The sequence below is a fragment of the Frigoribacterium sp. PhB107 genome, from assembly GCF_003751515.1.
Taxonomy (GTDB): Bacteria; Actinomycetota; Actinomycetes; order Actinomycetales; family Microbacteriaceae; genus Frigoribacterium.
The window spans coordinates 880,062-892,944 of the sequence record NZ_RJKU01000002.1; the positions used below are offsets into that span (position 1 = coordinate 880,062).

Here is a 12,883-nt window from a genome sequence, read left to right on the forward strand (position 1 = left end):
CGACGCGCCTCCGCCAGGGCTCCTGCCATGTACTCGGCCATCGCGCGGAACAAGCGCAACACGGTCTTCATCGTCCTGATCTTCCTGCTCATCGTGGGCGCGCTGGGCTTCGCCGCCTCTGCCCTCTGGAACAGCCCCTCCATCGGGTTCGTCGTCCTCGTCGGCGCCGCGGTCTACGCGCTGATCCAGTACTTCGCGGCCGGTCGCCAGGCGCTCTCGATGAGCGGCGCGCAGGAGGTCGACGCGACGACGGCACCGCGCCTCTGGCGCACGGTCGAGAACCTGTCGATCACCATGGGCATGCCGATGCCGAAGGTGTACGTCGTCGTCGACCCTGCCCCCAACGCCTTCGCGACCGGGCGTGACCCCGAGCACGCGGTCGTCGCGGCGACGACGGGCCTGCTCGCCCTGATGGACGACGCCGAGCTGCAGGGCGTCATGGCGCACGAGATGGGCCACGTGAAGAACTACGACATCCGCGTCTCGACCATGGTCTTCGGCCTGGTCGTGGCCGTCGGGTTCCTGGCCGACGTCCTGATGCGCATGTCGTTCCTCAGCGCGCTCACCGGGGGCCGGAACAACAACAACGGGAACGGGGGCGGCGGCGGCTCGAACCCCGTGTTCCTCGTGCTCGGGCTCGTCGCGATGATCATCGCTCCCCTCGCCGCCGCGGGCGTCCAGGCGGCGGTGTCCCGTCAGCGCGAGTACCTCGCCGACGCGACCGGGGCGCTCACGACCCGCCACCCCGAGGGGCTGGCCAGCGCGCTCGAGAAGCTCGGCGCCTACGGTCGCCCCATGCAGCAGCAGAGCACCTCGATGTCGCACCTGTGGATCAGCGACCCGATGAAGCCGGGCGTCATGGACCGCCTGTTCAGCACGCACCCTCCGCTCGCCGACCGGGTGGCGCGACTGCGCGAGAACGCGACGCGCTTCTAGTCGGGGACGGGACCCGCGCCGGAGCCCGAGGTCACGCCGGAGCCCGAGGCCTGGACGGCGGGCCCGAGCTCGTCGGCGAGGTCGCCTCGAGGGACGACCTCGACCCCGTCGAGCCCTTGCCAGGCGGCGGCCCGGCCGAGCAGCGCCGCGAGGCGCTCGACGTCGACGGGCAGGTCACGCTCGTGCCACGACGCCTGCACGCGCAGGACGCCCGCCTGCCGGTCGCTCTTGAGGTCGACGCGGGCGACGAGCTGGTCGTCCTGCAGCACGGGCAGCACGTAGTAGCCGTGCACCCGCTTCGCCTGGGGCGTGTAGATCTCGATGCGGTAGCGGAACCCGAAGAGGCGCTCGGCCCGGGGGCGGTGCCACACGACGGGGTCGAACGGCGACAGCAGGGCGTCGGCGTCGAGCCGGCGGGGCAGCCGTGCTTCGGCGTGCAGCCACGCCGGGGACGTCCACCCGTCGACCGTCACCGGCCGGACGACGTCGGCGTCGTGCAGCTCGCGGAGGGCCGGCACCACGTCGACCGCCTTCAGCCGCCAGTAGTCGGCGAGGTCGGAGGCGGTCGCGACGCCGGAGGCGCGGGCTGCGCGGGCGACCAGCTGACGGTGCGCGTCGGCCCGGTCGACCTCGACGCCGAGGACCGCGTCGGGCAGGACCTGGTCGGGCAGCGCGTAGACGCGCTCGAAGCGGCGACGGCCGGCGCTCACGAGCGAGCCCACGCGGAAGAGCGCCTCGAGTCCGCGCTTGACGTCGCCCCAGCCCCACCACGGGCCGGTGCGGGTCGGCGACGGGAACAGGTCGGCGTCGTGCTCGACCAGGCTCGCGGGCAGCGGGCCCTTCTCGCGGATCTCGTCGAGCAGCCAGCGGGCCATCTCCGGCTTCGTCGAGAGCCAGGAGCCCTCGTCGGCCCGCCAGCGGCCGTCGTAGTGGCGCATCCGCCACCGCATGAGCGGCCAGGTCGCGACCGGCAGGATCGCCGCCTCGTGCGCCCAGTACTCGACGAACCGGCCGCGAGGCGCGAACACCAGCCGGTCGAGCGCGTCGCGGTCGTACTGGCCCAGCCGGGCGAAGACGGGGAGGTGGTGGCTGCGCTCGAAGACGTTCACCGAGTCGATCTGCAGCAGACCGAGCCGGTCGACGAGACCGGTGAGCTGGCGGGTGCCCACGGTCGTCGAACCCGGGGCCGCCGTCGGCCGGCCGAGGCCCTGCGCCGCCAGGGCGACACGGCGGGCGAGGGCAGGGGAGAGGCGGTCACGGGGCACGGTGCGAGGCTAGCCGTGACCTCCGACGTCGGGCCGGTCCGCGCCTCCTCGATGCATGCCGAGCGGGGCATGGACGACGGGGCGGATCACCACCGGGCCCGCCCTACACTGAGCGCATGATGCGCCGCAGCAGGCTCCCGCGGGGAGCGGCCGAGAAGGTGACCCACCCGAGCGCCCCTCCAGGGGGGGCGCCCGACCCGTCGGTGCCGCGCGGCATGGTGATCGCCGGCGCGTGGTCCTGGCGTGTCCTGCTCGTGGTGGCGGTCGTCGCCGTCTTCGTCTGGCTGGTGATCCAGCTCCGCATCATCGTCATCCCGTTCCTGGTCGCCCTGCTCGTCTCGGCCCTGCTCGTCCCTTTCTCGGGGTGGCTGCAGCGGCACCGTTGGCCGAAGTGGGTCGCGGTCGTCGTGAGCCTCGTCGGCTTCCTGGTCGTCGTCGCGGGGCTCTTCACCCTCGTCGTGCTCCAGATCGTGGACGGCTGGCCGATGCTGCGCGACCGGTCCGTCGCCTCCTACGGCGAGCTCAAGGACTTCCTGCTCGCGTCGCCCCTCCACCTCACCGAGGGGCAGCTGAACGGCTACGTGAGCGACGCGGTCGCCGCGCTGCAGCAGGACAGCCAGCCCCTGCTGCGGGGCGCGCTGTCGATCGGCTCGACGGCGGGCCACGTCGGCGCGGGGCTCGTGCTGATGCTCTTCACGACGATCTTCCTGCTCGTCGGCGGCGGCGAGATCTGGCGCTGGGTGGTCAGGCTGTTCCCGCGTGCCGCGCGCGAGGCCGTCGACGGCGCGGGCCGGGCCGGCTGGCTGACGCTGACGAACTTCGTCAAGGTGCAGATCTTCGTGGCCTTCGTCGACGCCGTCGGCATCGGGCTCGGCGCCCTGCTGCTCGGCTTGCCTCTCGTCGCGCCCATCGCGATCGCCGTGTTCCTCGGGTCGTTCGTGCCCGTCGTCGGCGCCGTCGCCACCGGGGCGATCGCGGTCGTGATCGCGCTCGTCTACAACGGCTGGGTCGTCGCGCTGCTGATGCTCGCGGTCGTGATCCTCGTCCAGCAGATCGAGGGGCACCTCCTGCAGCCCTTCGTCATGGGCAGCGCCGTCAAGGTGCACCCCCTCGCCGTCGTCTTCGCCGTGGCGGCCGGCGCCCTCCTCGCCGGCATCCCCGGAGCGCTCTTCGCGGTGCCCGTCATCGCCGTCCTCAACGTCATGATCGGCTACGTCGCGAGGGGCTCGTGGCGCACGACCCCCCGGCCGACGTCCGCCGACGTCACCTCGCCCGGAAAGGCCACGGATGTCTGACCTCACGATCGCCGGTCCCACCCTGCTCGAGATCGAGGAGGCGCGCGAGCGCGTGTCGCGCGTCGCCCGCGTCACGCCGATGGAGAGCTCGCGGTTCCTCGCCGAGCTGCTCGGGTCGCCGGTGCACCTCAAGTGCGAGAACCTGCAGCGCACCGGCTCGTACAAGATCCGGGGCGCCTACAACCGCCTGACGCAGCTGACCGACGAGGAGAAGTCGCGGGGCGTCGTCGCGGCGTCGGCCGGCAACCACGCCCAGGGCGTCGCCTTCGCCGCCCGCGAGCTGGGCATCGCCGCGACGATCTTCATGCCCGTCGGGGTCGCCCTGCCCAAGCTGCAGGCGACGAGAGAGTACGGCGCCGACGTCGTGCTCAGCGGCCACGACGTCGAGCAGGCGCTGCGCGCGGCCGCCGAGTTCGCCGCGAGCACCGGCGCGGCCCTCATCCCGCCGTTCGACCACCCCGACGTCGTCGCGGGCCAGGGCACCCTCGGCCTCGAGATCCTCGAGCAGGTGCCGGACGTGGACACGATCATCGTGCCCATCGGCGGCGGCGGCCTGATCGCCGGCGTGGCGAGCGCGGTGGCGCAGCAGACCGCGCGGACCGGGCGCTCGGTCCGCGTCATCGGCGTGCAGGCGGCCAACGCCGCCCCCTACGCCGTGTCGATGGCGAGCGGCGTCCGCACCGACATCACGGCCCTGCCGACCATCGCCGACGGCATCGCGGTCGCCCGTCCCGGCGTGCTCAACTTCGAGATCGTGCGCCAGACCGTCGACCAGGTCGTCACGGTCGGCGACGACGACACGGCCCGGGCGATGCTGGTGCTGCTCGAGCGGGCCAAGCTCGTCGTCGAGGCGGCCGGCGCCGTGGGCGTCGCCGCGGTGATGACCGAGCAGGTGCGCGACCTCGGCACGACCGTCATCGTCCTCAGCGGGGGCAACATCGACCCGCTCATGATGGAGAGGGTCATCAGCCGCGGGCTCGCCGCCGCCGAGCGCTACCTCAAGCTGCGCGTCGGGCTGCCCGACCGGCCCGGGCAGCTGACCCGGGTCTCGCAGATCCTGTCCGACGCCAACGCGAACGTCGTCGAGGTGCTGCACACGCGCCACCAGCGAGGCCTGCAGATCAGCGAGGTCGAGCTCGAGCTCAGCGTCGAGACGCGGGGACCGGACCACGTCGAGGACGTCCTGCGCCGCCTCCGCGAGGCCGGCTTCACGCCGAACGTCGACTTCTAGGCGGCCGCACGCCGCCCCGGGGCACGACGGAGGCCCCTGCTCGGCCGAGCAGGGGCCTCCGTCGTGGTCGGCCCCGAGGTCAGGGACCGTGTCGCTCGGGGACGGCGTCGATCAGGGGACGTACGTCTCGACCGCGGTGACCGCGACCATGATCTCCTTGCCGTTCGGAGCGGTGTAGCTGGTCGTCGTGCCGACCTTGACCCCGTTGATGGCCTGGCCGAGCGGGCTCGTCTCGCTGTAGACCGAGAGGTCGCTGCCGGGCGCGATGATCTCGCGGTTGCCGAGCAGGAACGTGCTGGGGTCGCCGGCGATCGTCGCGGTCACGACGGTGCCGGGGCCGACGATGCCGTCGGCGGCGGTGGACTCGCCGACCGTCGCGTGCTTGAGCAGGTTGATGAGGGTGCGGATGCGTGCCTCGATCTTGCCCTGCTCGTCCTTCGCGGCGTGGTAGCCGCCGTTCTCCTTGAGGTCGCCCTCCTCGCGGGCTGCCTCGATGCGGCCCACGATCTCGGCTCGGCCCTCGCCGCTCAGCGTCTCGAGCTCGGCCTGGAGGCGGTCGCGGGCGTCGGGCGTCAGCCAGGTGGTGGCGTCGTTGTCTTGGCTCATGGTGTCTCCGTCCGTGCGGCGGCCTGCTCGTGCGGCGGCCCTGTCCGCGGGAGCGGGAGCCGCGCGCCCGGTCAGGGCACGCCCACCGAAAAAAGGAGACCGGCCGAGTGGCCGGTCTCGTGGGTGTCCGCGCAGTCTACGGAAGCCAGCACTCGTAGATCAAGCCTGTCACGGCGCGTTCGCTGGTCGCGAGGGAGGTCGTGTAGGTCGTGGAGTACGTGCTCGAGGCCGGCAGGTGCACGACCTTCCAGCCCACGATGCTGAACTTCTGGTTCTGTGCCTGGACGGCGCAGCTGACCTCGGCGCCCGGCGGCGTGCTGATCGTGTACTGCACGTCGACCGCTCGGTCGTCGAGCACGGTGTAGCCCACGTCGGTGCTCTCGAGCTTCGCGCCGTCGCCGTCGAAGGCGGCGAAGACGACCCACGCGGCGAAGACCACGACGAAGGAGGCGGCGACCGCGACCGCGATCCAGCGCCCGCGACGACGGGTGCCGCTGCTGCGCCCGTAGCGGGCGTCGAGCCTGGCCGTCTCGCCGTCGGGTCGGCCGTCGGAGGCGCCGCCGACGGGCTGCTCGGGCGCAGCGGCCGGCGATGGTGCGGGGGGCTTGGACGCCACGGGAACTCCGTCCGATTATCCTTGTCCCGAGGGTAGCAACGTCTGCCCTGCACGAATTGTGAGGAACCCGTGACCCTGCGCCTCTTGGCCGTCCACGCCCATCCCGACGACGAGTCCAGCAAGGGCTCGGCGACCTACGCCTACTACCGCAGCCTCGGCGCCGAGGTGCTCGTGGTCAGCTGCACCGGGGGCGAGCAGGGCTCGATCCTCAACGAGCAGCTCGAGGCGCGGGCGCACGCCGAACGCGACATCGCGGGCCTGCGGGTGCACGAGATGCGAGCTGCCCAGGAGGCGATGGGCATCGACCACGTCTGGCTCGGCTACGCCGACTCCGGGCTGCCCGCCGAGGGCGAGCCCGTCGCGGTCAACTCGTTCGCGACCATCCCGCTCGAGATCAGCGCCGAGCCCCTCGTCGCGGTGATCCGCCGGTTCCGGCCCCAGGTGCTCGTGACGTACGACGAGATCGGCGGCTACCCGCACCCGGACCACATCCGCACCCACGAGATCTCGATGGAGGCGTTCCGGGCCGCCTCCGACGCCTCGCGCTACCCGGCCGCGGGCGAGCCCTGGCAGATCGACAAGGTCTACTACGACCGCATGTTCAGCGCCGGCCGCGTCGGTGCGATGATCACGCACCTGAAGGCCGAGGACCCCGAGTCGCCGCTGATCGAGCGCCTCACCGAGATGCTCGAGCGCTTCAGCGACCGGCCCGACCTCGCCACGACGCACGTGCCGGTGTCGGAGTTCTTCCCCGTCCGCGACGCGGCCCTGCGCGCGCACGCCAGCCAGGTGCCGCTCGACAGCGCCTTCTTCTTCTGGCCGCACGACCTCCAGGTCGCCGCCTGGCCCACCGAGGACTTCCAGCTGGTCGAGTCCCGCGTCGACTCGCCCGTGCCCGAGACCGACCTCTTCGCCGGCGTCGCCGACCCGGACACCGGCCTCGTGGGGGTGCAGGCCCGATGAGCGCCGCAGGTGACCTCGTGCTGACGGCGGCCGTGCGCCTCCTCGCGCAGCCGTCGACCCCCGACGCGACGCTGCCGCCGTCGACGGTGCCCGACGTCGACGTCACGCCCGGCGTGTGGGGCTTCGTCGCCATCGCGTTCGTCGCGATCGCGACGGTGCTGATCATCGTCGACATGACCAGGCGCGTGCGCCGCACCCGGTACCGCGGCGAGGTCCGCGAGCAGATCGAGGCCGAGCGCGCCGAGGCGGACGCCGCGGCGGCGGGGCTCGACGACGAGCCGCGTCCGCAGCTCGGCGACGGACCGCGTGGCGGTCTCGACGACGACGGCCGCGATCGTCCCGGGCGTCCCTAGGCGGCTGCGCCTGCCGTGGTGCCGGACGCGGCAGTCGCGGCGGCCTCGCGGGCCTCGAGCTCGTGACGGCGCTCGCGCAGCAGGTGGCCGGCCAGCGCGACGAGCAGCGTCAGCCCGCCCGCGACGCCCATGCCGACGCCGATGTGCACCTGCAGCAGCAGAGCCCCGATGCCCGCACCGGCCAGGATCAGCAGGACGGCGAGCACGCGGCGCGGGAAGTTCTTGCCCGTGCCGCCCGCGAGCTTCGACTCGGACGCCAGCCCGACGATCGTCGAGGTGACGACCACGGTCGTGACGTCGGCCACGGCGATCTTGCGGGCGGCCGCGGCCTGGAGGCCCATCGCGGCGCCGAGCAGGCCGGTGATCGTGAACGCCCACGGGGTGTTCTCCTCGGGCACGACGGCGAAGGTCGAGATGCCGAGCCCGAGCAGCACGCCGCCCGTCACGCCGAACGAGACGGTGCTGCGGCCCGACCAGCCGGCCCGGCCGCCGCGCAGCACCCGGCCGCCGATCGCGGCACCGAGCAGGAAGGCGGCGAGGGCGACGATCGGCCCGACGATCGGCAGGCCGTCGGCCTGCGCGATCGCCATCCCGAGGATCACGACGTTGCCGGTCATGTTGGCCGTGAAGACGCGGTCGAGGCCGAGGTAGCCGACGGCGTCGATGATGCCCGTCGTGAACGTGAGGGTCAGCATCATCACGAGGTGCATGCGGGCCTGGTTGCGGCGGAATCGCTTCACGGGTGTCCTCCGGGGCGTCGCGCCGGAGGTGACCGGGCGGGGCGGGGCGGGCGATCGCGGCGTCGTCGGCGCGGTGGTCTGCCGTCGATCGTATCGACGCGACGGGACCGGCGGGAGCGACGCGGCGGCGCCTAGCGGAACGTCGGGGCGTTCAGCGCCAGGACCAGGATGCCCGTCCAGTGGCAGAGGTAGGCGAGCACGGTGCAGGCGTGGAACAGCTCGTGGAAGCCGAACCGGCCGGGTGCCGGGTTCGGGCGCTTCAGCGCGTAGAAGACGGCGCCGACGATGTAGAGCAGCCCGCCGACGAGCACGAGGACCGTCATCGGCATGGACGCGGCGAACAGGTCGGGCAGGAACCCGAGCGCGCCGACCCCCATGAGGATGTAGAGCGGCACGTAGAGCCAGCGAGGCGCGTGGATGAAGAACACGCGGAACGCGATGCCGAAGGCCGCCGCCGTCCAGACGAGCGTCAGCAGCAGGGCCGACTTGCCGGGCGGCAGGGCGATCGCCGCGATGGGCGTGTACGTGCCGGCGATCAGCAGGAAGATGTTCGAGTGGTCCAGCCGCTTGAGGAACATCTTCGCCCGCGGGCTCCACGGGAACCGGTGGTACGTCGCCGAGATGCCGAAGAGCAGCAGCGAGGTCGTCATGAACACCGCGCAGGCCCAGGTCGCGGCGGCGCCGTCGGCGAGAGCGACCAGCACGATGCCCGTCGCGATCGCGACCGGGAACGTCCCCGCGTGGATCCAGCCGCGCCAGGTGGGCTTGCGCTCGATCGACGAGTAGGCGAGGGCGTCGTCGAGCAGCGGGATGTTCGGCAGCTCCGCACCGCCGTCGTCGGCGACCGGAGAGGGCGAGGAGGTGCTCATGGGGGCGAGCGTAGGGGAGGCGGCCCGGCGACCGCTGGGACCGCTGTGACCGCGCGGGTGGGTTAACCTGGGCACGTGAAGAGTCCCGGACGGCCTCCCGTGGCCGGCGGCCTGCTGTACGGCCTGTACCAGCGCCGTCTGCGCCGCGAGCTCGACGGGGCCGAGCTGCCCCACCACGTCGCCATGATCGTCGACGGCAACCGCCGCTGGGCCAAGGCCCGCATGCTCGAGACCGCCGCGCACGGGCACCGCGCCGGCGCCGCGAAGATCAGCGAGTTCCTCACCTGGTGCGACGACCTCGGCATCCGCGTCGTCACCCTCTACCTGCTGTCGGCCGACAACCTCGGCAACCGGGCCTCCGACGAGCTGACCGAGCTGTTCGGCATCATCGGCGACGTCGCCGACGAGCTCTCGCACCAGCGCGACTGGAAGGTGCAGCACGTCGGCGCGACCGACGACCTGCCCGCCGGGCTCTGCGCCTCGCTCACCGCCGCCGAGGAGCGCACGCGCGACCACGCCGGCCTGCACGTCAACCTCGCCGTCGGGTACGGCGGCCGGCGCGAGATCGCGGACGCCATGCGCAGCATCGTCCGGGCCCACGACGCGGCGGGCGGCACGCTCGACGCGCTCGCCGAGGTCCTCACGCCCGAGCTGATCGCCGAGCACCTCTACACCGGCGGCCAGCCCGACCCCGACCTCGTCATCCGCACGTCGGGCGAGCAGCGGCTCAGCGACTTCATGCTGTGGCAGAGCGCCCACAGCGAGTTCTACTTCGTCGAGGCGCTCTACCCCGACCTCCGCGAGGTCGACTTCCTCCGTGCCGTCCGCGACTTCGCGCTGCGGCACCGCCGCTTCGGCAGCTGACCCCGGCGGCCGTCGGCCGCTCGGTCCCTCGACGCCCGGGGCCGGGTACGGTGGAGGACCCTGATCCGAGGAGCACCACCGTGACCACCATCGACGACTTCGCCGCCGGCTTCGCCGACGAGGCGGGCTGGTTCGACTTCGCCTCCTTCGGCCCGATGGGCACGGGCGTCGTGCAGGAGGCGCGGGCCCTGACCGAGCTCCAGTCGCGCTCCCGGCACGGCTCGGTCGTCGCCCTCGACGAGCAGGCAGGGCGCGCCCGGCGGGCCGTGGCCGCGCTCACCGGGTTCCCGACCGACCACGTCGTGTTCCAGCCGAGCACGAGCCAGGGCATGCTGCACACGCTGTTCGGACTGACGGGGGCCCTCGCGCTGTCGCCGCGGGAGTACCCGACCACCCCGCTCACCGCGACCCGCGCCTCCTCGGCCCTGCGCGTGCTCGACACCGTCTGGCTCGACGTGCCGGACGACGCGGTGACGCCCGCGGTGCTCCGCGAGCACCTGACGCCGTCGGTGACCGCCGTCGCCGTCAGCGTCGTCGACTACCGCACGGGCTACCTCGCCGACCTCGAGGGCATCCGCCAGGTGATCGGCGACCGGCTGCTGATCGTCGACGGCATCCAGGGCTTCGGCGTCGTCGACGCGCCCTGGGCCGTCGCGGACGTGCTCGTCACCGGCGGGCAGAAGTGGCTGCGCGCAGGTTGGGGAACCGGCTTCATGGCGCTCAGCGACCGCGCGCTGACCGATCTCACGCCCGTGTTCAGCGGCGTGCACGGCTCGGAGATCACGCTCGGCGGCTCGTACGAGCGCGGCGCCGAGCCGGCCCCGGGCGCCGCCGCGTTCCAGCTCTCCCGCCCCGACCCCATCGCGGAGGCGCGGCTCGCGACCTCGCTGGAGGAGATCGCGGCCGTCGGCATCCGTCCCGTCGCCGGGGCCGTCGCCGAGCGGGCGACCCGGCTCATCGACCTCGCCGACGAGTTCGCCGTGCCGGTGGCCTCGTCGCGCGTCGAGTCGGAGCGGGCCGGCATCGTCGTGCTCGAGCCGGAGCCGCAGCACCTGACGGCGCTGACCGCCTCGCTGCTGAACCACGGGGTCAGCGCGACCGTGCGGAGCACGAGCGTGCGCCTCAGCACGCACGTGTCGAACGGCGACGACTCGTTCGGGCTGCTGCGCGAGGCGCTGATGTCGTACGGGAGCGCGATCTCGTACTGAGGATCGGACTCGGCCTGACCCGGGCCATGACCCTCGACCCTCGACCCTCGACCAGCACCTGAGGGTCGTTCACCTGATCGTCACACGACACGGCGTGCCGTGCTGGACCCGTGTCGGCGGCACGACGTAGGTTCGGCTCATCGGGCAAGTAGCCCGGTCGAGACGGCCACGAAAGTTCGCCTCGCGACTGCTCCGCGGCCGTCCTGCCGAAGGTACCGAGTGCCTCGTCGCTCGGAGATGGAGTCGTCGTGACCGTCAACACCCGGGCCGACCAGCAGAGCACCTCAGCAGACCGTCGTGCCGGCACGCCGCGCACCGCGGTCGACCAGCGCACCTACGTCCTCGACACGTCCGTCCTGCTGAGCGATCCGCAGGCGATCTTCCGGTTCGCCGAGCACGACGTGGTCCTGCCCGTCGTCGTCGTCAGCGAGCTCGAGGGCAAGCGCCACGATCCTGAGCTGGGCTACTTCGCACGACAGGCACTGCGCCTCCTCGACGGTCTGCGCGTGGCGCACGACCGCCTCGACTTCCCGGTCGAGGTCGGTTCGGGCGGCTCGTTCCGGGTCGAGCTCAACCACTCGAACATGTCGGTGCTGCCGTCGGGCCTCCAGCTCGGCGACAACGACTCGCGCATCCTCGCGGTGGCGTCGAACCTCGCGAACGACGGGCTGGCGGTGACGGTCGTCTCGAAAGACCTGCCGCTGCGCGTCAAGGCTGCCTCCATCGGACTCGCAGCGGAGGAGTACCGCGCCGAGCAGGTCGTCGACAGCGGCTACACCGGCCTGAGCGAGCTCGACGTCTCGAGCGACCAGATGGCGTCGTTCTGGGAGAAGGAGACGATCAGCTCCCGAGCCCTCGCCGACGTCCCCGTGAACACCGGGCTCGTCGTGCACTCCGACCGTGGATCGGCCCTCGGCCGCGTCACCGCACGGGGCGAGGCCCGGCTGGTGCGCGGCGACCGCGACGTGTTCGGACTGCACGGCCGCTCGGCGGAGCAGCGGCTCGCCATCGACCTGCTGCTCGACCCCGAGGTCGGCATCGTCTCGCTCGGCGGCAGCGCAGGCACGGGCAAGTCGGCGCTCGCCCTCTGCGCGGGTCTCGAGGCGGTGCTCGAGAAGCAGCAGCACAAGAAGATCATGGTGTTCCGGCCGCTCTACGCGGTCGGCGGGCAAGATCTGGGCTTCCTGCCCGGCGACGCCGCCGAGAAGATGAACCCCTGGGGGCAGGCGGTCTTCGACACCCTGGGCGCCATCGTGTCGCAGAACGTGCTCGACGAGGTGGTCGAGCGCGGTCTGCTCGAGGTCCTGCCGCTGACGCACATCCGCGGCCGGTCGCTGCACGACGCGTTCGTGATCGTCGACGAGGCGCAGTCCCTCGAGCGCAACGTGCTGCTCACGGTGCTCAGCCGCATCGGGCAGAACAGCCGGGTCGTCCTCACCCACGACGTGGCCCAGCGCGACAACCTGCGGGTCGGGCGCCACGACGGCGTCGCGTCGGTGATCGAGACGCTCAAGGGGCACCCGCTGTTCGGGCACGTGACCCTGACACGCTCGGAGCGCTCGGCCATCGCGGCGCTCGTGACCGAGCTGCTCGAGTCGAACGAGCTCGCCTAGGGCTCGCCGCGTCCGGCCGCGTCCGGGCTGGCCGCGCTCGGCCGCGTCCGGGCGCGGGCGCCCGCGCCCGGACGCGCCCGGCGGACGAGTTACCCCGGAAGGTCCCCTCGGCATCGCTGAGGCGACATCCCGGGCAACCCATCGCCGGTCCGACGCCTGCTCTGACGATGTGACGCTCGCGGGGCATGCGACGACGGGTCACCCCTCGTGCGCGTCACAGCGATCGCGATCGCGACGGCGACCGACGTCGGGTCCCTCCTGCACGGGTGCGGACCGGGCGAGATCGCTCACAGGGGCGGCCCACCCCGACGAGGCGGTGCCGAC

At 72.6% G+C, this 12,883-nt stretch carries 13 protein-coding genes; 8 read left to right on the plus strand and 5 right to left on the minus strand.

Annotated features, from left to right (window positions below; all coding sequences use genetic code 11):
- Window positions 1-27 precede the first annotated feature (27 nt).
- Window positions 28-936, plus strand: a complete 909-nt coding sequence (locus tag EDF18_RS12355) for a M48 family metalloprotease (RefSeq protein WP_123548063.1) — start codon at window positions 28-30, stop codon at window positions 934-936.
- Here the strand turns inward: EDF18_RS12355 and EDF18_RS12360 are convergent.
- Window positions 933-2,201 carry a winged helix-turn-helix domain-containing protein gene (locus EDF18_RS12360; RefSeq protein ID WP_123548064.1) on the minus strand — a complete coding sequence of 423 codons (1,269 nt, stop codon included), beginning with the start codon at window positions 2,199-2,201 and terminating at the stop codon, window positions 933-935. The two genes, EDF18_RS12355 and EDF18_RS12360, sit on opposite strands and share 4 nt — an antisense overlap.
- A 116-nt stretch (window positions 2,202-2,317) precedes the next feature.
- Between EDF18_RS12360 and EDF18_RS12365 the strand changes: the two genes are divergently transcribed.
- Both EDF18_RS12365 and ilvA read left to right on the plus strand, forming a co-directional pair.
- On the plus strand, window positions 2,318-3,496 hold the full coding sequence (locus EDF18_RS12365; RefSeq protein ID WP_123548065.1) for an AI-2E family transporter: 1,179 nt from the start codon (window positions 2,318-2,320) through the stop codon (window positions 3,494-3,496).
- Complete coding sequence (ilvA, locus tag EDF18_RS12370; RefSeq protein WP_123548066.1) at window positions 3,489-4,727, plus strand: threonine ammonia-lyase; 1,239 nt, start codon at window positions 3,489-3,491, stop codon at window positions 4,725-4,727. The genes EDF18_RS12365 and ilvA overlap by 8 nt, the downstream gene beginning before the upstream one ends.
- Before the next feature lie 111 nt (window positions 4,728-4,838).
- Here the strand turns inward: ilvA and greA are convergent, their stop codons facing one another.
- Window positions 4,839-5,333 (minus strand): transcription elongation factor GreA, encoded by a 495-nt coding sequence (greA, locus tag EDF18_RS12375; RefSeq protein ID WP_123548067.1) that lies wholly within the window; start codon window positions 5,331-5,333, stop codon window positions 4,839-4,841.
- A gap of 136 nt (window positions 5,334-5,469) precedes the next feature.
- Window positions 5,470-5,949, minus strand: a complete 480-nt coding sequence (locus EDF18_RS12380; protein WP_123548068.1) for a DUF4307 domain-containing protein — start codon at window positions 5,947-5,949, stop codon at window positions 5,470-5,472.
- Window positions 5,950-6,018: 69 nt separating this feature from the next.
- Between EDF18_RS12380 and mca the strand changes: the two genes are divergently transcribed.
- Both mca and EDF18_RS16500 read left to right on the plus strand, forming a co-directional pair.
- Window positions 6,019-6,912 (plus strand): mycothiol conjugate amidase Mca, encoded by an 894-nt coding sequence (gene mca / locus EDF18_RS12385; protein WP_192169742.1) that lies wholly within the window; start codon window positions 6,019-6,021, stop codon window positions 6,910-6,912.
- On the plus strand, window positions 6,909-7,265 hold the full coding sequence (locus EDF18_RS16500) for a hypothetical protein (protein WP_199732429.1): 357 nt from the start codon (window positions 6,909-6,911) through the stop codon (window positions 7,263-7,265). Before mca ends, EDF18_RS16500 begins: the two co-directional genes overlap by 4 nt.
- Here the strand turns inward: EDF18_RS16500 and EDF18_RS12395 are convergent.
- Together EDF18_RS12395 and EDF18_RS12400 are read right to left on the minus strand one after the other, a co-directional pair.
- Window positions 7,262-8,005, minus strand: coding sequence for a DUF1275 family protein (locus tag EDF18_RS12395; protein ID WP_233569120.1), 744 nt, complete (start codon window positions 8,003-8,005; stop codon window positions 7,262-7,264). The genes EDF18_RS16500 and EDF18_RS12395 overlap by 4 nt on opposite strands.
- A 131-nt stretch (window positions 8,006-8,136) precedes the next feature.
- Window positions 8,137-8,874, minus strand: coding sequence for a hemolysin III family protein (locus EDF18_RS12400; protein WP_123548069.1), 738 nt, complete (start codon window positions 8,872-8,874; stop codon window positions 8,137-8,139).
- Window positions 8,875-8,949: 75 nt separating this feature from the next.
- On the opposite strand from EDF18_RS12400, the gene EDF18_RS12405 reads away from it, so the two are divergent.
- From EDF18_RS12405 to EDF18_RS12415, 3 genes are all read left to right on the plus strand, one after another.
- Window positions 8,950-9,738, plus strand: coding sequence for an isoprenyl transferase (locus EDF18_RS12405; protein WP_233569121.1), 789 nt, complete (start codon window positions 8,950-8,952; stop codon window positions 9,736-9,738).
- 80 nt (window positions 9,739-9,818) lie between these two features.
- The gene (locus tag EDF18_RS12410) at window positions 9,819-10,946 is read left to right on the plus strand and encodes an aminotransferase class V-fold PLP-dependent enzyme (RefSeq protein ID WP_123548071.1); all 1,128 of its coding nucleotides are present in this window, start codon (window positions 9,819-9,821) and stop codon (window positions 10,944-10,946) included.
- Between the two features lie 248 nt (window positions 10,947-11,194).
- Window positions 11,195-12,559, plus strand: coding sequence for a PhoH family protein (locus EDF18_RS12415; protein ID WP_123548072.1), 1,365 nt, complete (start codon window positions 11,195-11,197; stop codon window positions 12,557-12,559).
- Window positions 12,560-12,883 lie beyond the last annotated feature (324 nt).

What these genes read in the sequence shown, in the direction of transcription:
- EDF18_RS12355 (WP_123548063.1), top strand. Translation starts at nt 28, where the DNA reads ATGTACTCGGCCATCGCGCGGAACAAGCGCAACACGGTCTTCATCGTC.
- EDF18_RS12365 (WP_123548065.1), top strand. Translation starts at nt 2,318, where the DNA reads ATGATGCGCCGCAGCAGGCTCCCGCGGGGAGCGGCCGAGAAGGTGACC.
- ilvA (WP_123548066.1), top strand. Translation starts at nt 3,489, where the DNA reads ATGTCTGACCTCACGATCGCCGGTCCCACCCTGCTCGAGATCGAGGAG.
- greA (WP_123548067.1), bottom strand. Translation starts at nt 5,333, where the DNA reads ATGAGCCAAGACAACGACGCCACCACCTGGCTGACGCCCGACGCCCGC.
- EDF18_RS16500 (WP_199732429.1), top strand. Translation starts at nt 6,909, where the DNA reads ATGAGCGCCGCAGGTGACCTCGTGCTGACGGCGGCCGTGCGCCTCCTC.
- EDF18_RS12400 (WP_123548069.1), bottom strand. Translation starts at nt 8,874, where the DNA reads ATGAGCACCTCCTCGCCCTCTCCGGTCGCCGACGACGGCGGTGCGGAG.